Below are 22858 nucleotides of genomic sequence, written 5' to 3' on the forward strand. Positions count from 1 at the left end.
TCAGTGTTATCCACCGAGAGGGGACATCTGTGTCGACGGCGCAGTACCCGGCACGGGCCCGTGTCGCCGCCTGGGCAGTGCACATCTTGACCATGTCGGGACTGGTGTGGGCAAGCCTGGCCATGCTCGCTACCATCAACCCCCACCGCGAGTTCACATGGATGTGGGTCTGGCTGCTCGTAGCCCTCGTCGTCGACGGCGTTGACGGCACCCTGGCCCGGCGGGCCAGGGTCTCCGAGATCATCCCCTGGTTCGACGGCGGCATCGTGGACATCGTCGTCGACTACCTCACCTGGACCTTCATCCCCGCGGTCTTCATGTACGTGGCCCTGCCGATGGGGGGCAATCCGGTGGCGGGCCTGCTCATGGCCCTCATCCTGAGCTCGTCGATGTTCTGCTACGCCAACAAGCAGTGGAAGTCCACCGACTACTACTTCGTGGGCTTCCCGGCCGCCTGGAACATCGTGGCCCTCATGTTCTACGTGCTCCAGACCCCGGCGGTCTTCAACATCATCGTCACCCTCGTCTTCGTGGTGCTGACCCTGGTGCCCACGCACTACGCGCACCCGGCCCGCGTCAAGCGCTTCCGCGCCCTCAACATCGGTGCGGTGGCGGTGTGGTTCCTGGCCACCTGCTGGCTGGTCGCGATCTACCCCCACCGTCCCCTCAGCCTGGTCGCCATCGCCATTGTCTCCGGCGGGTGGTTCCTGCTCGCCGGAGTGCTGCGCTCGATCCGCGGGGCGGAATCGGCTGCGCCGACTGCCTAAGCGTCCCCGGGGGCCCGCAGTCCCCGGGCGACGGCCACGTCCCGCAGCCAGCGCCCGCCCTCCAGCAGAACAGTGGTCAGCACCAGGCCGATGACCACCATGATGACCCAGCCGGGGTAGCGGTTGCCGTCGCCGTGGCTGCCCGCCAGGAAGAAGTACACGTAGGGCGCGATGAAGGTGATGAGGGTGACGAGGAACCCGGCGAAGCGGATGCGACGTCGCTTGCCCGCCACCATGGCGATGATGCCCCACGTGTAGGGCACGGCGGTGACGATGTCGATGGTCCACAGCACCCAGGGGTTGCCGCGGAAGCCGGGGGCGTAGATGGCCGGCAGCGCCCGCAGCGAGGAGTAGATGAACACTGTCGCGTAGGCGAGGAAGCGGGGGTTGTGCAGCAGCCGGACGATGCCGGCGCGTGGCACGAGGTCCACCTTCGCCTCCTGCAGGGCGGCCAGGGTGTGCCGGGAGACGCGCAGCGGGTCCGTCCCCTCCAGGACGGTACGCAGGTAGCTGATCTGCTCAGGTGTCCCGGTGGCCCACTCGTCCAGGAGATGGCGCGGACTCACGGCGACGACGACGGTGCCCTCACCCTCATCGGCCCCGTCGGCCCGAGGGGCCTCGATGTCCTCAGTCGCTTCCAGGGAGGCGATATGGACGAGGTGCTCACCCAGGACGGTCCGCAGCAGCCCCAGGCGCTCCCGGGGAACCTCGCTCAGCCACAGGCGCTGCCCATGCTCAACGGCCAGGGACAGCGCATGCCCCAGGGCCCAACCGCGCTCGTCGGGCGTGAGAAGCTCCTCGGGGGTGGAGATCTGGGCCAGCTCGGGCACCTCGGCGACGTTGAATCGCGTCAGATCGCCGACCCGGTCGACGGCCGCCACCGTCCGCAGGACCTCGGGATCCAGGACATGGCGTTGGGTGACGGACAACTCGGTGACGGAGCGCAGAGCCATCACGTCCATCACGGAGGAGCGGGGAGCAGGGGTGTGTTCGGGCATTGGGATGAGCCTAGAGGAGTGGGTGCCGGTTGTGTGCATCCTGTGAGTCGATACGGCTCACTCCTCACCCAGGAGGAGGAGCCTTCAACCTGCCCTGGTGCCAGGGCGCAGTTGGGAGGGTGGGCCCAAGGGCCCAGGCCTAGGGTGGGTTCATGAGCACTCACGGAATCCCCTCAGCACCGCCCGGCCGCCGCAGCGGCCCGGGGCTGCTCGTCGTGGCCGGAGCGGGCCTCATCGGATCCCGCCTGGCGGATATGGCCCAGGACAGTGGCTGGAGGATCCGGATCCTCCATCGCAGTGGAGCGGGCAAGGCGCCGCGGGAGAGCATCGAGGTCGATGCCTCCGGTAGGGAGCACGCCTGGTGGGCCCCCGCCGAGCGTCTCCTGGCGCCCGGTGCCCTGGAGGAGGCCGCAGCTGTGGTGTGCCTGTCGGGCGCCCCGATCGCGCCGCGCCCCTGGACGCCGGCGCGTCGTCGCGCGCTGGTGGCCTCGCGCCTGTCCACCACCGCTCTCATCGCCCGGGTTGCCGCGGGCCTGCCCCCGGCGGGGCGGCCCAGGGTCCTGCTGAGCGGATCGGCCACCGGCTTCTACGGGGATCGGGGCAATGAGATCCTCACCGAGGCATGCGGCCCGGGCGAGGGATTCCTATCCGAGCTGTGCCGGCGTTGGGAGGCCGCTACGGGCCCGGCGACGCGAGCAGGGCTGCGCACGGTCCAGTCCCGCACGGGCCTGGTGGTCAGCTCCTCGGGTGGGCTGGGCAGAATCCTCGGCGCCGCCTACCGGGTGGGGGCGGGGGCCCGGCTCGGCCGCGGTGACCAGTGGCAGCCGTGGATCGGGCTGGAGGATGCCGCGGCCGGTCTCCTGTGGGCGATTGAGCACGACGACGTCCGCGGGCCGATCAACCTGACTGCGCCTGAGCCTCTGCGCAACCGTGACCTCCACCGGCTGCTGTCCCGCGCCTTCGGCCCGCCCTCGATGGCGGTAGTGCCCCAGGTCCTGCTGGACCGGGCGGGGAGGGCCGGGGCGGCCGGCGGTACCGGAAGCATCGGCAGCATGCTTGCCGAGCTGCTCGGTGCCTCTCAGCGTGTGGTCCCCCAGAGGCTGCTCGACTCCGGCTTCCGCTTCACTGCGCCGGGCGCGGCCTCGATCTGGGGACTGGGCGCCTGACGCCCGACGCGGTGCCGGTCGATCCTGTGCACCCCGCCGTCATGCGCGGGCCATGACCTCACCGTGCACGATGACGAACCAGGCGTCCTCGCTGGTGCCCCACTGCCGCCACGCCTCGGCCATCGTCTCCAGGTCGGCTCTGTCCGCCAGCCCCAGCTCGACGGCCCGCGGCCCGAAGGAGGTCAGGCACCTCTGCGCCCAGGTCTCCGACTGCCAGGCCCGGTCGGCGGGCGTGGCGTAGCACCAGGTGGAGGCCGAGGCCGTCACGTCGGTGAAGCCCGCCGCCCGGGCCCAGGACAGCAGCCGGCTCCCGGCGTCGGGCTCGCCGCCGTTGGCCCGGGCGGTGTCCATGTAGACCGAGCGCCACTGCTCCATGCCCGCTGGCTCGGGGAACCAGGTCATGGCGGAGTAGACGGCGTCGCGCACGGCCACGATCCCGCCGGGGCGGGTGAGGCGGCGCATCTCGGCCAGGGCGCCCACCGGGTCCGTGAGGTGCTGGAGCACCTGGTGGGCGTGGACGACGTCGAAGGAACCGTCTTCGAAGGGCAAGGCCATGACGTCCCCGCCGGCCAGCTCCACCTGCTCGGACAGGCCCCGTTCGCTCAGCGTTGCCCGAGCGGCCTCCAGGGCGTCGGCCGCGGCATCCAGGGCGACGACCCGCCCCGGGGCGACGTGCTCGGCGAGGTCCGCGGTGATGGACGCCGGCCCGCAGCCGACATCGAGCAGATTCATTCCCGCACTCAGGTGGGGAAGCAGGTAGGCGGCCGAATCCGTGGCGCCGCGTCGCGAGTGTGCGCTGAGCACCGCCGCGCTGTGCCCATGGGTGTAACGCGCCGTCCCGAATGAACTTTCCGGAAGCTGTTCGCCATTCATGCCCCAGATCATCCGGGGATGTGATCTGTGTTGCGTGAGCGTCCGGAATGTGGCCTTCGCTACGGCATATTTCCTCCGAATCGCGAGATGTTTCGTCTCAGTGAACGTCTCGGTGGAAGTCTTCTCGCGGTGCCGCGGCGACCAGCCAGGTGCTGAGCTTATTCCGCTAGGCGAAGGAGTCCCTCATGCAGGACGTTGTCGAGAAGGTCTATGAGCAGGTTGTGGCTCGTAACCGTGGAGAGGTCGAGTTTCATCAGGCCGTCCACGAGGTGCTCGAGTCCCTCGGTCCCGTCATCGCCAAGCACCCCCACTACGCTGAGGGCGCCCTCCTGGAGCGCATCGTCGAGCCCGAGCGCCAGATCATGTTCCGGGTCCCGTGGGTCGACGACGCCGGCCAGGTCCACGTCAACCGTGGCTTCCGTATCGAGTTCAACTCCGCGCTGGGCCCCTACAAGGGTGGCCTGCGCTTCCACCCCTCAGTCAACGCCGGCATCATCAAGTTCCTCGGTTTTGAGCAGATCTTCAAGAACGCCCTGACCGCCCAGGGCATCGGCGGCGGCAAGGGCGGCTCCGACTTCGACCCGCACGGCCGCTCCGACGCCGAGGTCATGCGCTTCTGCCAGTCCTTCATGACCGAGCTGGCCCGCCACATCGGCCCCTCCACCGACGTGCCCGCCGGCGACATCGGCGTGGGCGGCCGCGAGATCGGCTACATGTTCGGCCAGTACAAGCGCCTGCGGAACTCCTACGACGCCGGCGTCCTCACCGGTAAGGGCCTGGCCTGGGGCGGCTCCCTCGTGCGCACCGAGGCCACTGGTTACGGCACCGTGCTCTTCGCCCAGTCCATGCTCGCCACCAAGGGCGAGTCCCTCGAGGGCAAGAAGGTCCTCGTCTCCGGTGCCGGGAACGTGGCGATCTACGCCATCGAGAAGGCCCAGCAGCTCGGCGCCACCCCCATCACCTTCTCCGACTCCTCCGGCTACGTCGTCGACGAGGCCGGGGTGGACCTCGAGCTGCTCAAACAGGTCAAGGAGATCGAGCGCGGTCGCGTGGCCGACTACGTCGAGCGTCGCCCCGGCGCCCGCCTCGTGACCGGCGGCTCCGTGTGGGACGTCCCCGGTGACGTCGCCCTGCCCTGCGCCACCCAGAACGAGCTCGACGGCGACGCCGCGAACACCCTGCTGAGGGGTGGCTGCGGCGTGGTCTCCGAGGGCGCCAACATGCCCTCCACCCCCGAGGCCGTCGAGGCCTTCCAGAAGGCCGGCATCCTCTTCGGCCCCGGTAAGGCCGCCAACGCCGGTGGTGTGGCGACCTCCGCCCTCGAGATGGAGCAGAACGCCGGCCGCACCCGCTGGGACTTCGCCACAGCCGAGGCCAAGCTGACCGGCATCATGGCCGACATCCACGACTCCTGCGTCGCCGCGGCCGAGGAGTACGGCCGCCCCGGCGACTACGTGCTCGGCGCCAACGCGGCCGGTTTCACCCGCGTTGCCGACGTCATGATCGCCCACGGCATCGTCTGATACCTGGCTGATCCGGGCTCGCGCCCATAGCGACGGCGTCCGTCACCTCTTCTTCGAGGTGACGGACGCCGTCGTTGTGCCGTGGGAAGGGGCGGGGCGTGCGGGATCAATGCCCTTGGCGGCCAACCGCGTGGCTCGCTCCTCGCCGCGCTCCCGCCAGCCCCATCCACGCCTGCGAACGTCAATCCCGTACGTCTCAATGCCGTTCCGTGACGGGCAGTCGCGACCGGGCAATCTACCGACTGGATGAGATCGTAAAAAATACTGCAAAAATCCCGGGAGAGGCGTACCTTGGTGATGTTCCCTTCCTCGCGTGATCCCGATCTCCATCCCTACGTCCCATGAGGATTGACATGAGAATACTTCCAGCTCGCAGAGCACGAGTCTGCGCCGCGTTGAGCGCTCTGGTTGTGGCTGCACTGAGTCCCATGATCTCGGTTCCGACAGCATCCCTCATGCCGCCGGCTGCCGCTGCGGAGAAACCTCCCGACGGCACTGACGGGCTCCAGGGGGCCGACGATCCGGGCAACAAGGTGAGCATCAAGCTGGTGGGCCTGGGCAGCCTTCACGGTCACTACCTGGAGACGAGCGGGTTCAACCCGGATACCGAGGAGTACGACCTCCCCAAGGACCCCGGCCTGGTCGGGATCGAGTGCGCTGTCCGTGGGATTCGAGAGGATTTCCCCAATACGCTCGTCGTCTCCTCCGGCGGCAATGTCGGCGCCTCGCCCCACGCGTCCTCCTTCCTGCAGGACCGGCCCGTCATCAGCGGGCTCAATACGATGGAGCTGGATGCCTCAGCCCTGGGGGTTCACGCGCTCGACGGCGGAGTGAAGGACCTCGAGGACAGAATCCTGCCCGCCTCCGACTTCCCCATCCTGGCGGCGAACGTGTCCGGCTCCGATGCCCTGAGTGCCGAGGGGAGTGGTCGGGGGGTCTTCATCAAGGAGGTCGACGGGGTGCGCGTCGGCTTCATCGGCGTGGTGACCGACGACCTTCCCGCCCGGACGCCCGCGGCGAACCGGGCAGCCCTGACAGTCTCCCCCGCGGTGGCCACGGCCAACGCCCGCGCCGCCGAGCTCAAGGACGGTGACCCCGCCAATGGTGAGGCCGACATCGTCGTCGTGCTCAGCCATGAGGACATGACCTCCACGGCAACCGGCTTCTCCAAGAACGTCGACGCCGTCGTCGCCGGTCGCAGCGGACAGGGCCACGGGCAGGTCGTCACCGGATTCGAGGGCAATGCGATTCCTGTCGTCCAGCCCGGCCGTTACGGGCGGACCTTCGGGGATGTTCTCCTCGAGTACGATCGAACGACCCGGAAGACATTCGCCTACTACGCGCATAGCACACCCATCCAAGGCTTCGAATGCCGAGGATCCTCTCCCGACGTCCTGAATACGATGTGGGAGTACTACAGCTCCGTCACAGACGTTAAGAAGCAACCGCTGGCGCATATCGGGGCGGACTTCCTGCGGGGTTCCGATGGAAGCGTCCCCGACACCAATGCGGCAACGGAGTCCACGGCAGCCGACCTGGTCGCCGAGTCCTACCGCAGCTGGATCACCGACATCAAACCTCCTGGAACCAGCCACTACGTCGGCATCGTCAATTCCGGTGACGTCAAGAAGGACCTCACCTACCTCGCGTCCGGTAACTACAACGACATCCCGCGCCCGGACCAGGACGGCCTTGTCTCCTACGGGGAGGCGCTCGGCGTCCAGCCCGACAATAAAGCGCTCTCCTACACCACTCTGAATGGTGCAGAGCTCAAGGCGCTCATCGCTCAGCAGTGGAGATTCCACGCCGATCCTGCCGTGCTCAACCTGGGACTGTCCTCCAACATGGACGTCATTGTCGATCCCGGGGCGACGGCGCAGAGCGGAGCCGTTCCCGCAGTGCGTGAGATCCGGGTCGATGGGCAGGTCCTGGGGGACACGGACACAGTGGTCGTGGCCTCCACCCACGAGCTGCTCGACGACGGCGTCGACTTCACCATTCCTGACCAGAAGGTCATCGTCGACGTCGGCTCACTCCACCACAGCGTCTTCATCTCCTACCTGCACTCCTTCGGGGACAAGCCCTTGATGCCGTCCTACTCCAAACGTCAGGTGGGTATGAGTGCGACCCCGAAGCCCGGTCAGGCCGGCACGGTGACAGTGACGATGGACTCCTTGGCCTACACCAACGCCTCCGAACAGACCCTCGGTGCGCAGCGAGTCCGTGCCCGCTCCGGGGATAAGGAGTTCTTCAGTCAGAACATCGACCTGACCGTGGACCGCAGTGGCCCCACCACCGGAAAGGCGAGCTTCGACCTCACGGTCCCGGCCGATGCGCCCACCGGCGCCTGCCGCACAGCCTCCGCGGACAGCTGCCGCTGGGTGACTCTGGAGTCCGTGAACGCCGCTGGCCAGGTCCTCAACAGCTTCTATGTCGAGGTGCCGGCCGATGCGGCGCCCACGGCAACGCCGTCGGCCACTGCCAGTGCACAGCCGGTCCCACCCAGTGCGCCGTCGGCTGCGCCCTCGACGCCCAGTGCCGGGCCGTCGGCAGGTGCCACGGCGACGGCGGGCCCCAGCGGCAGTGCCGGTGCGGTCCCGGATGGGAAGGCGACGGCCTCACCCGGAGGCGGGAGCGCTGACGGTGCCACGGTGCCGGTCGGCGGTGCGGGCGGTCTGCCTGCCGCCACGAGCTGGGCGAGTACCACCGCCCCGGAGGTCCGCGGAGCCGGCGCGAAGCCGGCCGGTGGTTCGGGCACCTGGCCGCTGGCCCGCACCGGTACCTCCCTCAGCGCGGGCGTCGTCGCCCTGACCCTCATCGTCGGCGGCTACCTCATCCTGCGCCGCAGACGCCAGGAGGGATGAGGGGGCAGCGATGGTGCGGCCCTTCTCCTTCCACGTTCTCCCTGCACTCTTTTCACGCTGACCTAAGGACATATCATGAGGCTCATATCGCGAAGGCGGGGACGAGTCTGCGTCGCATTCAGCGCGCTGGCCCTCGCTTCACTCAGCCCTCTTTCCACCGCCGCGCCCTCCGGGACGGTTCCACCTCAGGGTGCCGGACTGCCCGACGTTGCTGTGCCATTGGACTCCCCGGATGGGGGAGTCCCCATCGACCTCGTTGGCATCTCCGATCTGCACGGCTACATCGAAACGACGTTCCATAAGAATCCAGAGACTGGCGAGGTCGACCTCAACAATGTGGAGAATCCCGGTGTGACGTCCCTGGCGTGCCATTTGAGCCGGGCTTACAGAGCGAATCCCAATGCGCTATTCGTCTCGTCGGGAGACAATATCGGGTCGTCATACTACCTGTCGTCCTACATGGATGATGAGGGGACACTGGATGTGCTAGAGCGGTTCCGCATGGATGTCTCTGCGCTAGGGGTGCACGAGCTCGACCATGGTCTCGGTGACCTCGAGGGTCGGGTTCTTCCCTATGCGACATTCCCCATCCTGGCGGCGAACGTGTCCGGCTCCGATGCCCTGAGCGCCGAGGGGGACGGTCGCGGTGTCTTCATCAAGGAGGTCGACGGGGTGCGGGTCGGCTTCATCGGTGTGGTGACCGATGAGCTGCCCAAACTGGTCTCCTCCTCCACCCGGGCACAGCTCACGGTCGCCCCGGCGGTGGCCACGGCCAACGCCCGCGCAGCCGAGCTCAAGGACGGTGACCCCGCCAATGGTGAGGCCGACGTCGTCGTCGTGCTCAGTCACGAGGACGCGGCCTCCACGGCGACGGGCTTCTCCAAGAACGTCGACGCCGTCGTCGCCGGACGCAGCCACGTCTCCTACGCGCAGACGGTGACCGGGGTCGAGGGCAATGAGATCGCCGTCGTCCAGCCTGACCACTACGGTCTGAAGCTCGGGATGATTCGGCTCAACTACGACCGGGACACCAAGAAGGTCTCCGTCGTCAACGTGGAGAACCGCGATCTGAGGCAGGAATACTGTCATGAAGACGATTTCGGCGGCGTCAATATCTTCTCATATAAGAGATACAACAAGATGATGGATCTGGGGGCTGCCCGGGCGGTGGCGCAGCTCGGCACCGACTACTTGCGTGGATCGGACGGTGTGACCCCTGGAGCCCACACCGGCACCGAGTCCACGGCGGCCGACCTGGTGGCCGAGTCCTACCGATACTGGCTCGCCGACATGGATCCCATGGAGCAGCCGCCGGCTTCCACACACTATGTGGGAGTAGTCCGGGCCGACGACCTTAAAGCCGATTTCCGCTACAAGAGCACCGGGAACTATCACGGAGAAGTGCCCGCTGACCAGGTCGACGGCCTCTTCACGGTCGACGAGGTCCGTAACGTCTCGCCGGATGACAAGGCCATGGGATACCTCACCATGACCGGTGCCGAGCTCAAGGGGCTCATCGCCCAGCAGTGGCGCCCCGGAGCGGATCCGGCGGCTGTCCAGCTGGGACTGTCCGCCAACGTCGACGTCATCGTGAACTCCGCGGCCCAGACCGAGGACGGCGCCGCTCCCTCGATTCGCGAGGTCCGGGTGGACGGGCAGGTCCTGGGGGACACGGACACGGTGGTCGTGGCCTCCACCCAGGAGCTGCTCACCGGCGGCGCCGGCTTCACACTCCCCCATGGAAGAGGGGTTGTGAACGTCGGTTCGCTCGGACGTGACATCACCACCAACTACCTGGCCTCCTTCAACCAGCAGATACTCAAACCGAGCTACGCCAAGCGTCAGGTGGGTATGAGTGCGACCCCGAAGCCCGGTCAGGCCGGCACGGTGACAGTGACGATGGACTCCCTGGTATACACCCACCCCACGGAGCAGGTTCTCGGGGCTCGCCGTGTGCGCGCCGTGTCCGGGGACAAGGAGTTCTTCAGTCAGAACATCGACCTGACTGTGGACCGCAGTGGCCCCACCACCGGTCAGGCGAGCTTTGACCTCACGGTTCCGGCCGATGCACCCACCGGCGCCTGCCGCAGCGCGGAGGCCACGACCTGCCGCTGGGTCACCTTGGAGTCCGTTGACGGCGTCGGCCGGGTTCTCAACAGCTTCTACGTCGAGGTACCGGCCGATGCGAAGCCCACGGCAACGCCGTCGGCCACTGCCAGTGGCGGGCCATCGGCCGCGTCTAGCACTCCGTCGTCCACTCCCGGCGCGCAGCCGACTCCGTCCTCGACCTCCGGTGCCGGGCCGTCGGCGGGTGCCACGGCGACGACGTCGGCTGCGCCCGGTGCCAAGGCGGCACCGTCGGCCTCGGCGGCTCCCAGTGGCGGTGCGGTCCCGGATGGGAAGGCGACTGCCTCACCCGGAGGCGGGAGCGCTGACGGTGCCACGGTGCCGGTCAACGGTGCAGGCGGTCTGCCTGCCGCCACGAGTGGGGCGGGTGCTGCCGCCCGTGAGGCTCGCGGAGCCGGTGGTGGTCAGCCGATCGGCGGCTTGGGAGCCTGGCCGCTGGCCCGCACCGGTACCTCCCTCAGTGCGGGCGTCGTCGCCCTGACCCTCATCGTCGGCGGCTACCTCATCCTGCGCCGCAGGCGGCAGATCGACTGACGTGGATCGCGGCAGGTCTGACACAGGCTGACGCAGTGATACGCGAATCGACACTCGTGCCCGCCACCCCACCAGGGGAGGCGGGCACGAGTCCTGGGTGATGAATGTCAGTGAGTTCCGTGAAAAAATGCCTCGTGTCGCGCGGTCACATACGGTTAGTCATGTTCCTCTCCTCATCTTTTCCCGGGTCACCATCCCTCCGCCTGACAAGGAACGACATGCGACTGCACCCCACGTGGGCCGTCAAGGTCGGCGCCGTCATGTGCGCGCTCACTCTGACAGCCCTCAGTCCCTCCCCGCTCACCCCGACCGCCGGTGCCGACGAACCGGCCGCGCCGGCTGACGCTCCGGCCAGCGGCACCACCACCATCGACCTGCTGGGCATCACCGACCTGCACGGCCACATCTCCCGTACCACTCAGACGGACCGCAACACCGGGCAGACTTCCGTCGAGGACCCCGGCGCCGTCACTCTGGCCTGCGAGGTCTCCGCCGCCCGCGCCACCAACCCCAACACTCTGTTCGTCTCCGCCGGAGACTCCGTGGGTGGGTCGGCCTACGTCTCCTCCATCCTCCAGGACCGCCCCACCATGGAGACGCTCAACGCGATGTCCCTGGATGCCTCCGCCCTGGGCAACCACGAGCTCGACCAGGGCCTGACCGACCTGGAGACGCGCATCCTGCCCGCCTCGAACTTCCCGATCCTGGCCGCCAACGTCTCCGGCTCGGCTCCCTTGAGCGCCGAGGGTGTCGGCAAGGGGGTCTTCATCAAGGAGGTCGGCGGTGTGCGTGTCGGCTTCGTCGGCGTCGTCACCGATGAGCTTCCCACCCTCGTGTCACCCTCAGCCCTGTCCACCCTCACCCTGAGTCCAGCGGTCGCCTCCGCCAATGCCCGTGCCGCCGAGCTCAAGGACGGCGATCCCGCCAATGGTGAGGCCGACGTCGTCGTCGTGCTCAGTCACGAGGACGCCGCCACCACCGCCACCAGCTTCGGCGGGAGTGTCGATGCCGTCTTCTCCGGACACACCCACGTGCCCTTCGCCCAGACCGTCACCGGTGCTGAGGGCAACCAGATCGCCGTCGTTCAGGCCGACCACTACGGCTGGGCGCTGGGGCGAATCCGTCTCAGCTATGACCCCGCCAGCCGGAAGACCTCGGTGGTCAGTGCTGACAACAAGGACCTGCGCAGCTCGAACTGCACCACCGACGCCTACGGCGTCGCCGGGATCGTGTCCCAGGCGGAGAAGGACTCCGCCACCGAGGGCGGCAAGCCGCTGGCCCGGATCGGATCGGACTTCCTGCGCGGCTCGGACGGCTCCGGACCCGGCGCCAACCGAGGCACCGAGTCCACCGCCTCCAACCTCATCGCCGAGTCCTTCCGCAGCTGGCTCGCCACCGACATCCAGCCGGCCGGCTCCACCCGCTACGTGGGCATCATGAACGCCGGCGGCGTGCGCGCCGACCTGCTCTACGCCGCCTCCGGCTCCGAGGGTGATGGCGTCCTGACCTCGGGGGAGGCCTACACCGTCCAGCCCTTCGGCAACGAGATGGCCTACACGACCCTCACCGGCGCCGAGCTGAAGGCTCTGCTGTCCCAGCAGTGGCAGCCCGGCTCCAGCCGGCCCGTCCTCACCCTGGGGCTGTCCAGCAACGTCGACGTCCTCACCGAGGCCAGCACCGATGCCGCTCACGGGACTGAAGCCGGAGCCGCCCCCGCGATCCGTGAGATCCTCGTCGACGGCAAGCCGCTGGCCGACGGCGACAGTGTCGTCGTCGCCTCCAACTCCTTCCTGCTGACCGGCGGCGACGGCTACACCGTCCTGAAGGGCAAGCCCGTGACCAACACCGGTGTTCTCGACCGCGACGTCACCTCCGCCTACCTGGCCTCCTTCGGCGACCAGCCCGTCAAGGCCGGCTACTCCAAGCGGCAGACCGGGATGACCGTGGGGCCCGTGTACGTCAGCTCAGGCGGTGCGCGCAGCACCGACATGGTCTCAGTGACCCTGGACTCCCTGGCCTACACCAACGCCTCCGAGCAGGCCGCCGGCGCCCGGAGCGTGCGCGTGAGCTCGGGGGGCAAGGAGATCCTGACCAAGGACCTCGACCTCACCGTCGACCCCACCGGCCCGACCACCGGACGGGTCGACTTCAACCTCACCTTCCCGTCCGACGCCCCCACGCGCGCCTGCCGCACGGTCCAGGCCGCCACCTGCCGCTGGGCCTCCGTCGAGACCCTCGACTCCGCCGGCACGGTTCTCAATCGCTTCTCGGTTGAGATCGAGGATGAGGCTGCGGCCGACCCCGGTGCGGAAACGGGTGACAGCACGGCAGACGGTGCTGACGGGACGGCGGCCGAGGCCGGCGGTGAGGCGACGTCCACCCCGCAGGTCGGTCGTGATGCCGATGGGGCGTCCGTGGGCGGCGGCACCGAGCCGTCCGCCGGGAGTAGCGCGCCGCCCGCAGCCGCCGCTCCTGAGGCCCGCAGTGGCAGCGGCGCTCAGCCGGTCGGTGGCTCGGGTGGTTGGTCGCTGGCCCGCACAGGTGCGTCCCTAGGGGCGGGTATCGTCGCCCTGATCCTCATCGTCGGCGGCTACCTCATCCTGCGCCGCAGACGGCAGGTCGACTGACGTGGATTGACGCGTGCTGATGCGGTTTGATGCCGACTGATGCAGCGATGCGCGAATCGACACTCGTGCCCGTCGCCCCACCGGGGGTGGCGGGCACGAGTGCTGGGTGACGAATGCCTGCGTGGGTGGTGGGGCGCCACCGGGGAAGGTGCAGGTGATCGGGGGAGCAGTGGCGGCTGCGGCTCACGTCGAGGACGGACCTTGTTCTCAGAACAGCCTATGAAATGTATTGTGAGTCACTCAGGGGTAGACACGAATGTCTGAACGGACATACCCTTACGTCTGTTCAAACATGAAAAGTTGAAGAGATGTCCGAACGGGCGTCTCTGTCGATGGTACCGACCTCAGGGGGTGAACATGCGCATCGAGGACAGGCACCACCAGATCGTGGAGCAGGTGCGCGGTGCAGGGCGGGTCCTCGTCACCGAGCTCGCCGAGCACTTCGACGTCACCCCTGAGACGATCCGTCGAGACCTGACCGCCCTGGACCGCAGTGGCGCCCTGCGTAAGGTCCACGGCGGCGCCATCCCCGCCCCGGCCCTGCCGGAGACCGGCGTGACCCAGCGCGAGCAGGTCAACCCCGCCGCCAAGCAGGCCATCGCCCGAGCCGCCCTGGCGCGGCTCGCACCGGAACCCGGCACCACCCTCCTCATCGACGCCGGAACCACCACCGGATCGCTCGCCCGCCTCCTGCCCGCCGAGAGCGACCTGACCGTCATCACCAACTCCGTCCTGACCGCCGCCTCCCTGGCCGCCGCCGGACGCACGCGGGTGCGGATCCTGGGCGGCCAGCTGCGCGGACTCACCCAGGCCGCCGTCGGCCCCGAGGCCGTCGAGGCCCTGTCCACCCTCCGAGTCGACGTCGCCGTCCTGGGAGCCAACGGCCTGAGTGCAGCCCACGGGCTGTCCACGCCCGACCCCGACGAGGCCACCGTCAAACGCGCCATGGTGCGCAGCGCCCGCCAGGTGGTGGCCCTGGTCGACTCCACCAAGATCGGCCAGGAGCACCTGGTCTCCTTCGCCTCCCTCGACGACATCGACCTCCTGGTCACCGACGTCGAGATCCCGCCCGCACTCATCGACCAGCTCGCCACCACCGAAACCGAGGTACTCGTCGCATGATCCTGACCCTCACGCCCAACCCGTCCCTCGACCGCACCGTCTCCCTGCCCGGCCCCCTCCAGCGCGGCGCCGTTCAGCGCCTGACCGGCGTCGTCATGGAACCGGGAGGCAAGGGCGTCAACGTCGCCCGCGTCCTGTCCAACTCCGGGCGCGCCGCCACCGCCGTCCTTCCTGCCGCCGAGCACGACCCCATCCTCACCGCCCTGAACGGCCTCGAGCTGCCCGGACTCACCGTTCGATCCGTGCCCGTGGCCGGCCCCGCCCGCATCAACACCGCCGTCACCGAGCCCGACGGCACCACCACCAAGCTCAACGAGCTGGGAGCGGGCCTGAGCGAGGAGGAGGTCGACGCCGTCGAGCACGCCCTCCTGGAGACCCTGACGCTCACGGGAGTGTCGGCCGGAGCCGACCCCCACCACTGGGCGGTCCTGTCCGGCTCCCTGCCGCCGGGTGCACCGGCCAGGTGGTACGCCCGCCTGGTGGGGCTCCTGCGCGAGACGTCCCCGGGGCTGCGCATCGCCGTCGACACCTCCGACGAGCCCCTGGCGGCCCTGGCCGCCGAGCTGCCCGGTTCGGCCCCCGACCTCATCAAACCCAACGGCGAGGAGCTCGGCCAGCTCGCCGGCCTGCCCGCCGAACGCGCCATGGCCCTCGAGGAAGGGGCCGTCCGGGGGAGCTACGGCCCCGTCGTCGACGCCGCCCGCCTCCTGGTGGACCTGGGCATCGGTGCCGTCCTGGTGACCCTCGGCCCCGCCGGCGCCGTCCTGGTGACCGCCGACGGCGCCTGGCACGCCACCGCCCCCGAGGTCCCGGTGGTCTCCACCGTCGGCGCCGGGGACTCCTCGGTGGCCGGCTACATCCTGGCCGACGTCAACGGCGGTGACGAGACCGAGCGCCTGCGCACCGCCATGGCCTACGGCTCGGCCGCCGCCTCCCTGCCCGGAACCACGCTGCCCACGCCCGCCGACCTGCCCGATCAGCCGGCCGTCGTCACCCGGCTCTCCTGAGCCGGGGCGTCCGCAGGCGCCGGGGCCGCAGACCCGCGAGCCCCCGCGTCCCCGCTCATGTCAGCGGCTGCCGGCCGGCCACCGCCCAGCCGGCTCCGCCACCGACCATTCACCACCCGTCCACCGACCCACCACATGACCACCACTGACCGCATGATCGCCGCCCACCACCCTTGACCACCTGTGACACGCCGTAGCCCACCGGGCGACGGCACCTCGGACACCAAGGAAGACCATGACCGAGAACAAACCCCTCATCATCCCCGAGCTGGTCGCGCTCGACGCCGACGCCGGCCCGGGCAAGGAAGACGTCATCGAGTTCCTGGCCACCACCGTGGCCGGCGCAGGCCGGGCCTCCAGTCCCGACGGCCTGGCCGCCGACGCCAAGAAGCGCGAGTCGACCGCCCCCACCGGGATCCCCGGCGGCATCGCCATCCCGCACTGCCGCAGCTCTCACGTCCTGGCCCCCAGCCTCGGCTTCGCCCGTCTGGCCGAGCCGGTTGACTTCGGGGCCGCCGACGGACAGGCCGCCGACCTCATCTTCATGATCGCCGCCCCCGACGGCGCTGACGACTTCCACCTCCAGCTCCTGGCCAAGCTCGCCCGCGGTCTCATGCAGTCCGAGTTCACTGACGCCCTGCGCCAGGCCGCCGACGCCGAGGAAGTCGCCCGCATCGTCACCGGTCAGGTCCAGCCCGAGCTGCTGGACGACGGGGCGCCGGTCGAGGACGGCGCGGCCAGTGAGACCGCAAGCGCCGCGGAAACGGCCGAAGGGGGCGGTGCCGCGGAGCCCAAGGCCGCTGCAGCGTCGTCGGCCCCGGGGGAGGGCGAGACCGTCATCGTGGGCGTCTCCTCGTGCCCCACCGGCATCGCCCACACCTTCATGGCCGCTGAGGCCCTGGAGCAGGCCGGCAAGGACCGCGGCATCACCGTGGCCATCGAGGGGCAGGGCTCAGGCAAGATCGATGCCCTTGACCCCGACCTCATCAAGCGGGCCAGCGCCGTCATCTTCGCCCACGACCTGCCCGTCAAGGGCCGCGAGCGCTTCGCCGGCAAACCCGTCATCGACGTCGGTGTCAAGGCCGCCGTCAACGATGCCGGTTCCCTCGTGGACAAGGCCCTGGCCGCGGTCGACGACCCGAGCGCCACCCGCGTGCCGGCCGGCGGCGAGTCCAGCGAGGAGAGCGAGGAGGGCTCCGAGCACTGGGCCCGGCGCCTCCAGCGCTCGGTCATGACCGGGGTGTCCTACATGATCCCCTTCGTGGCCGCCGGCGGTCTGCTCATCGCCCTGGGCTTCCTCCTGGCCGGGTACGACGTGGCCAACCTCTACGAGAAGATCTCCATCAGCGACTACTCCCTGTGGAACCTGCCCGGCAACGAGTTCGTTCACGAGATCAAGAACTCGGCCGGAGACGTCGTCGGCACCGAGACGATCACCGTCTCCCAGTCCGGGCTGCTGCTGTACATCGGGTGGACGCTGTTCCTGCTGGGACAGGCGGCCATGAGCTTCCTCGTCCCGGCGCTGGCCGGCTACATCTCCTTCGGGCTGGCCGGCAGGCCCGGTATCGCGCCCGGATTCGTCATGGGGGTCGTCGCGGTCGAGGTCGGTGCCGGGTTCATCGGCGGCCTGGTCGGCGGCATCCTCGCGGGCTACTTCGCGGCCTGGCTCGCCGGGCTCGGCGTACCGTCCTGGCTGCGAGGGCTCATGCCCGTGGTCATCATCCCGCTGGGCACCACGCTGGTGGTCGGTGCCGTCATGTACCTGCTCCTCGGGCTGCCGCTGGCCTCCCTCATGACCGCGCTGCAGGACGGGCTGACCTCCATGTCCGGGGGTGGGTCGGCCGTGCTGCTCGGCATCATCCTCGGGCTCATGATGTGCTTCGACCTGGGCGGACCGGTCAACAAGGCCGCCTACCTGTTCGGCACCGCGGGCCTGTCCGCGGCCAGCGCCAGCAACACCGCCCCCTACGAGATCATGGCCACTGTCATGGCCGCCGGCATGGTGCCGCCGCTGGCGATGTCCGCCGCGACCTTCCTGCGCTCGCGGCTGTTCACCAAGGCCGAGGTGGAGAACGGGCGCAGCGCCTGGCTGCTGGGTCTGTCCTTCATCTCCGAGGGGGCCATCCCCTTCGCCGCCGCCGACCCGCTGCGCGTCATCCCGGCCACCATGGCCGGTGGTGCGGTCACGGGCGCGATGACCATGGCCATGCACGTCGGCTCCCGCGCGCCCCACGGAGGCGTGTTCGTCGCCTTCGCCATCACCAACTTCGGTGGCTTCCTCCTGGCGATCCTGGCCGGGACGGTGGTGACCACCGCGCTGGTCATCGTTCTCAAGGGGCTGGGGCGCAACGCGGACGGCAAGAAGAGCACTGAGGCGCAGGCCGCAGCTGCCGCCTGATCCGGCGATCCTCATCACCGTGTCGTGCGGGGTCCCACCAGGTGCGGGGCTCCGCACGACGTGTCTGAGGAACGCGGAGGCCGAGTCCGAGAGATTGGGTGTCCTTCGTTGGGGACGCTTCACGCGGCCGGGGACATTTTCTCGCCCACGGGTGCAATCCGCGCGTGCGGGGACACTCCCTTCCGACCGGGGACATCCCGCGCGCACGGGGACAGGAGTCCTGTCCCCGACGGCGTTGAATGTCCCCGCCTGGGGCATGACGCACCCCGCCGTGCAGGATGCCACCGGCTGCGAGGAGTGTCCCCGCTTGGGGTGACACGCACCCGGCCGTACGGAACTGTCCCCGACGGCGCGGAACGTCCCTGTGGACTGAGCCGCCCCAGATCGAGGACGTACTTTTCGATCGAGGACTGCGTTCTCCCACAGAAGGTGACGGCCCGGGCGCAGTCGTTTGGGGGAGAGGTACGTCCTGGGCGGAGAACGCAGTCCTCGATGTTCCAGGACGGCTGCGCGGCTCTGTCGTCGAGACCGATCAGAGCCGACCGGCATGACCTTGTGGAGGTCTTCGCCGCGGGTACGGGGGCTCGCCTCCTGACGGGCCGGGCCTGCTGTGCGGCGCTGTCGGGCTGTGCTCGCCTGCCAGTTCCAGGGCGCTCCGGCATAGGCTTTGCGCCATGGCTGCAAGACGACGCATCGACCCCGACGCCGGCGCTCAGGCCCTGCGCCAGTGGGCCCAGGAGCAGGACACGTCCGACGACGAACCGGCCGGAGGTGGGAGCGGTGCCGGCCCCGACCCCGCCAGTCCCGCCGACCGGGCCTCCCGACGCCGGATGACCGCCACCGCCGTGCGCTACACCCTCGAGGAGCTCGCCGCCTGCGCCCCCGGGCGCTCGGTCGAGGTGCGGGTCCCGCCCTTCGGCGTCACCCAGGCCGTTGCTGGCACCGTCCACCGCCGGGGCACCCCGCCCAGCGTCGTCGAGACCGACGCCGCCACCTGGCTGGCCCTGGCCACCGGCCGACTCACCTGGCAGGACGCCCTGGCCGGCGGCGCCCTGCACGCCTCCGGCGAGCGCTGCGACCTGTCCGCCTACCTGCCCCTGGTCCGGCTCCCCGGGTAGACATCAACATTTTCTTCAAAATCGACCCGGAGCCGCGTCGATTCTGAAGTTTTGGTCGATGTGTGGGGTGCGCTGCGGGTGTGCGTGCCCGTTGGGCGCTGCACTGAGGGCCGGCGCCGGTATGGCTGTCGCCGTGCCGCCGTAGCGCCGCCGCCCCGATTCTGACTGTTGCTCTGCGAACCGGGGCTGCTCCGCGGACTCGTTGTGGCACCCCCATGTCCTGAGGCGTCGCGGACTGTTGTGCCAACCGCGCAGAGGACGAAAGTGTCACAAATGGCGACTTTTCAACGCGCGCTGTCGGGGCGGGCGTCAGGGCGCAAGGTCCTGACCAGCGTCAACGCGTTCTGACTGGTCGTCTGCGGGGCGCACTCGGTGCTAAAAGTCGCCGCCCGTGACAGATCGGGCCGATTCCGGCCCATCCGTCTGTTGGTTGCTGCGCCAAGGGCCCGCGCCGGTAGGTTCATCCCATGAGTCGCACGCGCCTGAGCACCTATACCGCCCCGCCTGCCGAGGTCGCCCGCACCTTGGACGCGCTGCGCGCGCACTACGAGGTTCCCACCGACTTCCCGCCTGAGGCCCTCGCCGAGGCGGAGTCCGCCGCCAGCGCCTGGGCCCAGGACGGCCCCGCCCGTCTCCTGGCCGACGGCGCCCGCGACGCCCGCGACCTGGAGCTGGTCACCATCGACCCGCCCGGCTCCATGGACCTCGACCAGGCGGTGCTCCTGGAGCGCCTGCCCACCCATGCCGACCATGCTGACCAGGCCGGCGCGGCCGCGGGGGAGGTCGGGAACGCCCCCGAGCCCGCGGCCACCTACCGAGTCCACTACGCCATCGCCTCCCTGGCCACCTTCGTCACCCCCGGCGGCGCCCTGGACGCCGAGCTGCGCCGCCGCGGCGAGACCATCTACGCCCCCGACGCCGCCACGCCCCTGCACCCCGAGGTCCTCTCCCACGGCGCCGCCTCCCTGCTGGAGGACGCCGAGCGCCCGGCCTGCCTGTGGACCATCGACCTCGACGAGCGCGGCGAGGTCGTCTCCGCCCGCGTCGAGAGGGCCCTCGTGCGCTCGCGGGCACGCCTCACCTACGCCCAGGTCCAGGCCGCCATCGACGGGCAGGGCGCGCTGTCCCAGGAGGCGCCGGCCGACTTGCCCGAGCTCCTGGCCGAGATCGGCCGCCTGCGCCTGGAGCGCGAGGCCGCCTGCGGCGGCATCAGCATGACCACGCCCGAGCAGGTCGTCGAGGTGACCGAGGCAGCAGAAGCAACAGAGGCAGCACAGGCAACGGAGCCGGCGTCGCCGACCGAGGACGCGGGGGACACAGACCCCACCGAGAGCGCCGGCCCGGCCGGCTACCGGCTCGCCTACCGCGTGCCCGTGCCCGCCGAGCAGTACAACGCCCAGATCTCCCTGCTCACCGGCATGTGCGCCGCCCGGATCATGGTCGACAGTGGCGTCGGCATCCTGCGGACCCTTCCGCCGGCGCGCCCCGAGGACTACGCCCGCCTGAGGCGCGTCGCCGCGGCCCTGGGCATCGACTGGCCGGCCGCCCAGCCCTACCCCGAGCTCGTGCGCAGCCTGGACCACGCCGTGCCCGCCCATGCGGCCTTCATGGAGCAGGCCATGTCCCTCTTCCGCGGATCGGGCTACCTCGCCTTCGGGGTGGGCGGCGTCGGGGTCCCGGCCGAGGACGAGGCCTCCGACGCCGAGGAGGCCGTCCACTCCGCGATCGCCGCCCGCTACGCCCACGTCACCGCCCCGCTGCGCCGCCTCGTGGACCGCTACGGCGAGGAGGTCTGCATCGCCGCCTGCGCCCAGGCGCCCGTGCCCCAGTGGGTGCTTCAGGCGCTGCCCGACCTGCCCGACGTCATGGAACAGACCGGCAAGCGTGCCCGCGCCATCGGCCGCGGAGCCCTGACCGCACTGGAGGCCCTGGTCCTGCGCGGCCACGAGGGCGAGGTCTTCGACGGCGTCATCACCTCCGAGCGCGATGGCCGCGGCGAGCTCGTCCTCGTCGAGCCCGCCGTCGTCACTGAGATCCGCGCCGGCAAGAATGCCTCCGACGGAGGCCTCCCGGTAGGTGAGCGCGTGCGGGTCCGCCTCCTGTCCGTCGACCCCGCCACCGGCATCCGCTTCCAGCTCCTGCGGAACCGGTCCTGAGGCGCCAGGTGCGTCAGGCCTGCGGGAGCAACTGATCCAGCAGTTCCTCAGCATCGCTTCCCACCAGGTCCAGCGCACCCCGTGAGGCGAGTGAGGCGACGCCGTGGACGGCCGCCCAGGCGGCGGTCGCGGCGGCCTCGGGCGCATCCGGGCGTTCCTTGGCGAAGCGGGCGCGCCATTCTTCAAGGAGTGGCAGGGACCTGGCTCGAAGCTCCCGGCCGCTGCCGGCCAGCACGTCGTGACGGGTGATGAGGTCGAAGGCGTGGGGGTGCTCGACGGCGTAGGCGACGTAGGCCCTCGCGGTCTCCTTGAGGCCTGCCTCGGCATCGGTGAGGCGAGTGCGGAGCTCATCGAGGCACACCTCGGCGATGGCGGACAGTAGCAGCGCGAGGGTGGGGAAGTGGCGTCTCGGTGCGCCGTGGGAGATGCCGCAGCGCCGGGCCACCTCCCGCACCGTCACCGCGCTGATGCCGTTCTCTTCGAGCAGCTGCCGCCCAGCCTGGATCAGACGGTCCTCCGTTGTCTGGCTCATGGCCCTAGCCTGCCTCTTGTAGACGGCGTCTACAACATGGTAGACACCGTCTACATGATGGCTTTCGGATACTCCCTCGCCCTGGTCTCGGTCGGGTCCGCCCTGCACGCCCTGTGGAACGTGCTGGTGAAGCGCTCCGGTACTTCCGACGTCGCCTTCGTGTGGGTCTACAGCGCCATCGCCGCGCCGCTGTGGCTCGCGGTACTGACAGTGGGGGCGACCTGGGGAGGTCTGGGCCCGGCCTGGTGGGCGGCCCTCGTCAGCACGGCGCTGCACACGGCCTACGCGGCGGTTCTCCAACGCGCCTACTCGGCGGCGGACCTGTCAGTGGTCTACCCGGTCTCACGCGGACTGGCGCCGGTTCTGGTGACGGCGGTGGTGGCGCCGTGGACCGGGGGCCCGAGTGCCATCCAGACGCTCGCGCTGATGGCGGTCCTCGTCGGCGTCGTCCTCGCCTCGAGGGTCACCTGGCGGGATCTGACCCGGGCCCGAGGCCTCTGGGCGGGCGGCGCCGTCGCGTCCTGCACCGCCGCCTACACCCTGTGGGACGCTTTTGCCGTCGCGGAGCTGTACGTCTCTGTTGTGCCCTACATGGCGCTGTCCAGTCTGGCTCAGTTCGTGCTGCTCACTATCGTGCTGGGCCGGCGTCGTCGCGAGCTGCCCGCTGCTTTGGCTGCCGGCTGGGCCCGGGCCCTCCCGATCGCGGTGCTGGTGCCGGCGAGCTATGCGCTGGTGCTTGTCGCCATGCGCTTCGGGCCTCCGTCCGTCGTCGCCACCTCCCGGAGCCTCAACGTCGTCTTCGGTGTCATCGCCGGCGTGTGGCTCCTACGTGAGCCCTTCACCAGGCGATCCATACTGGGCGTCTCGATGATCGTCGTCGGAGTCCTGATGGGCGCCAGCTGATTCCGAAGCCGCCCGCGCTGAGCGGCTCCGGCGGTCGTAATGGTCAGACGGTGCCGGGCCATGACAGACTGTGTGTGTGCGCACCGGTGAGAAACCCTCGCAGATCACCTTCGACCATCCCGACGGCGCCCGTCGCATCCCGC

At 69.7% G+C, this 22858-nt stretch carries 15 protein-coding genes; 12 read left to right on the forward strand and 3 right to left on the reverse strand.

All coding sequences use genetic code 11. The features are described 5' to 3' along the window. Positions 1–29: 29 nt before the first annotated feature. Complete coding sequence (locus BKH28_RS08090; RefSeq protein ID WP_075418322.1) at positions 30–767, forward strand: CDP-alcohol phosphatidyltransferase family protein; 738 nt, start codon at positions 30–32, stop codon at positions 765–767. On the opposite strand, the gene BKH28_RS08095 is transcribed toward BKH28_RS08090, so the two are convergent. Continuing rightward, the gene (locus BKH28_RS08095; RefSeq protein WP_075418323.1) at positions 764–1765 is read right to left on the reverse strand and encodes a hypothetical protein; all 1002 of its coding nucleotides are present in this window, start codon (positions 1763–1765) and stop codon (positions 764–766) included. The two genes, BKH28_RS08090 and BKH28_RS08095, sit on opposite strands and share 4 nt — an antisense overlap. Before the next feature lie 152 nt (positions 1766–1917). On the opposite strand from BKH28_RS08095, the gene BKH28_RS08100 reads away from it, so the two are divergent. After that, positions 1918–2931, forward strand: coding sequence for a TIGR01777 family oxidoreductase (locus BKH28_RS08100; protein ID WP_075418324.1), 1014 nt, complete (start codon positions 1918–1920; stop codon positions 2929–2931). Between the two features lie 39 nt (positions 2932–2970). Here BKH28_RS08100 and BKH28_RS08105 read toward each other — a convergent pair whose 3' ends face one another. After that, on the reverse strand, positions 2971–3804 hold the full coding sequence (locus BKH28_RS08105; RefSeq protein WP_075418325.1) for a class I SAM-dependent methyltransferase: 834 nt from the start codon (positions 3802–3804) through the stop codon (positions 2971–2973). 185 nt (positions 3805–3989) lie between these two features. Between BKH28_RS08105 and gdhA the strand changes: the two genes are divergently transcribed. The 9 genes from gdhA (at position 3990) to BKH28_RS08150 (ending at position 21280) form a co-directional block, all read left to right on the forward strand. After that, positions 3990–5327 (forward strand): NADP-specific glutamate dehydrogenase, encoded by a 1338-nt coding sequence (gene gdhA / locus BKH28_RS08110; protein ID WP_075418326.1) that lies wholly within the window; start codon positions 3990–3992, stop codon positions 5325–5327. 428 nt (positions 5328–5755) lie between these two features. Beyond that, positions 5756–8191, forward strand: a complete 2436-nt coding sequence (locus tag BKH28_RS08115) for a bifunctional metallophosphatase/5'-nucleotidase (RefSeq protein WP_256695548.1) — start codon at positions 5756–5758, stop codon at positions 8189–8191. A gap of 501 nt (positions 8192–8692) precedes the next feature. Continuing rightward, positions 8693–10852 carry a 5'-nucleotidase C-terminal domain-containing protein gene (locus BKH28_RS08120; RefSeq protein ID WP_256695549.1) on the forward strand — a complete coding sequence of 720 codons (2160 nt, stop codon included), beginning with the start codon at positions 8693–8695 and terminating at the stop codon, positions 10850–10852. Between the two features lie 218 nt (positions 10853–11070). After that, positions 11071–13479, forward strand: a complete 2409-nt coding sequence (locus tag BKH28_RS08125; protein WP_075418329.1) for a bifunctional metallophosphatase/5'-nucleotidase — start codon at positions 11071–11073, stop codon at positions 13477–13479. 357 nt (positions 13480–13836) lie between these two features. After that, positions 13837–14601 carry a DeoR/GlpR family DNA-binding transcription regulator gene (locus BKH28_RS08130; protein ID WP_075418381.1) on the forward strand — a complete coding sequence of 255 codons (765 nt, stop codon included), beginning with the start codon at positions 13837–13839 and terminating at the stop codon, positions 14599–14601. Then, a complete protein-coding gene (locus BKH28_RS08135; protein WP_075418330.1) occupies positions 14598–15608 on the forward strand; it encodes a 1-phosphofructokinase family hexose kinase in 1011 nt (336 codons plus the stop codon). Before BKH28_RS08130 ends, BKH28_RS08135 begins: the two co-directional genes overlap by 4 nt. Before the next feature lie 235 nt (positions 15609–15843). Then, positions 15844–18006, forward strand: a complete 2163-nt coding sequence (locus BKH28_RS08140; protein WP_075418331.1) for a PTS fructose transporter subunit IIABC — start codon at positions 15844–15846, stop codon at positions 18004–18006. Between the two features lie 674 nt (positions 18007–18680). Next, complete coding sequence (locus tag BKH28_RS08145; protein ID WP_075418332.1) at positions 18681–19124, forward strand: sterol carrier family protein; 444 nt, start codon at positions 18681–18683, stop codon at positions 19122–19124. Between the two features lie 467 nt (positions 19125–19591). Beyond that, a complete protein-coding gene (locus tag BKH28_RS08150; RefSeq protein WP_075418333.1) occupies positions 19592–21280 on the forward strand; it encodes an RNB domain-containing ribonuclease in 1689 nt (562 codons plus the stop codon). Positions 21281–21293: 13 nt separating this feature from the next. Here BKH28_RS08150 and BKH28_RS08155 read toward each other — a convergent pair whose 3' ends face one another. Beyond that, the gene (locus tag BKH28_RS08155) at positions 21294–21812 is read right to left on the reverse strand and encodes a TetR/AcrR family transcriptional regulator (RefSeq protein WP_075418334.1); all 519 of its coding nucleotides are present in this window, start codon (positions 21810–21812) and stop codon (positions 21294–21296) included. A gap of 36 nt (positions 21813–21848) precedes the next feature. On the opposite strand from BKH28_RS08155, the gene BKH28_RS08160 reads away from it, so the two are divergent. Next, positions 21849–22715, forward strand: a complete 867-nt coding sequence (locus BKH28_RS08160) for a DMT family transporter (protein WP_075418335.1) — start codon at positions 21849–21851, stop codon at positions 22713–22715. Positions 22716–22858: the final 143 nt, after the last annotated feature.

It is taken from the genome of Actinomyces oris, from assembly GCF_001937665.1.
GTDB classification, from domain to species: Bacteria; Actinomycetota; Actinomycetes; order Actinomycetales; family Actinomycetaceae; genus Actinomyces; species Actinomyces stomatis.

What these genes read in the sequence shown, in the direction of transcription:
- BKH28_RS08095 (WP_075418323.1), bottom strand. Translation starts at nt 1,765, where the DNA reads ATGCCCGAACACACCCCTGCTCCCCGCTCCTCCGTGATGGACGTGATG.
- BKH28_RS08100 (WP_075418324.1), top strand. Translation starts at nt 1,918, where the DNA reads ATGAGCACTCACGGAATCCCCTCAGCACCGCCCGGCCGCCGCAGCGGC.
- BKH28_RS08105 (WP_075418325.1), bottom strand. Translation starts at nt 3,804, where the DNA reads ATGAATGGCGAACAGCTTCCGGAAAGTTCATTCGGGACGGCGCGTTAC.
- gdhA (WP_075418326.1), top strand. Translation starts at nt 3,990, where the DNA reads ATGCAGGACGTTGTCGAGAAGGTCTATGAGCAGGTTGTGGCTCGTAAC.
- BKH28_RS08115 (WP_256695548.1), top strand. Translation starts at nt 5,756, where the DNA reads ATGATCTCGGTTCCGACAGCATCCCTCATGCCGCCGGCTGCCGCTGCG.
- BKH28_RS08120 (WP_256695549.1), top strand. Translation starts at nt 8,693, where the DNA reads ATGGATGTCTCTGCGCTAGGGGTGCACGAGCTCGACCATGGTCTCGGT.
- BKH28_RS08125 (WP_075418329.1), top strand. Translation starts at nt 11,071, where the DNA reads ATGCGACTGCACCCCACGTGGGCCGTCAAGGTCGGCGCCGTCATGTGC.
- BKH28_RS08130 (WP_075418381.1), top strand. Translation starts at nt 13,837, where the DNA reads ATGCGCATCGAGGACAGGCACCACCAGATCGTGGAGCAGGTGCGCGGT.
- BKH28_RS08135 (WP_075418330.1), top strand. Translation starts at nt 14,598, where the DNA reads ATGATCCTGACCCTCACGCCCAACCCGTCCCTCGACCGCACCGTCTCC.
- BKH28_RS08140 (WP_075418331.1), top strand. Translation starts at nt 15,844, where the DNA reads ATGACCGAGAACAAACCCCTCATCATCCCCGAGCTGGTCGCGCTCGAC.
- BKH28_RS08145 (WP_075418332.1), top strand. Translation starts at nt 18,681, where the DNA reads ATGGCTGCAAGACGACGCATCGACCCCGACGCCGGCGCTCAGGCCCTG.
- BKH28_RS08150 (WP_075418333.1), top strand. Translation starts at nt 19,592, where the DNA reads ATGAGTCGCACGCGCCTGAGCACCTATACCGCCCCGCCTGCCGAGGTC.
- BKH28_RS08155 (WP_075418334.1), bottom strand. Translation starts at nt 21,812, where the DNA reads ATGAGCCAGACAACGGAGGACCGTCTGATCCAGGCTGGGCGGCAGCTG.
- BKH28_RS08160 (WP_075418335.1), top strand. Translation starts at nt 21,849, where the DNA reads ATGGTAGACACCGTCTACATGATGGCTTTCGGATACTCCCTCGCCCTG.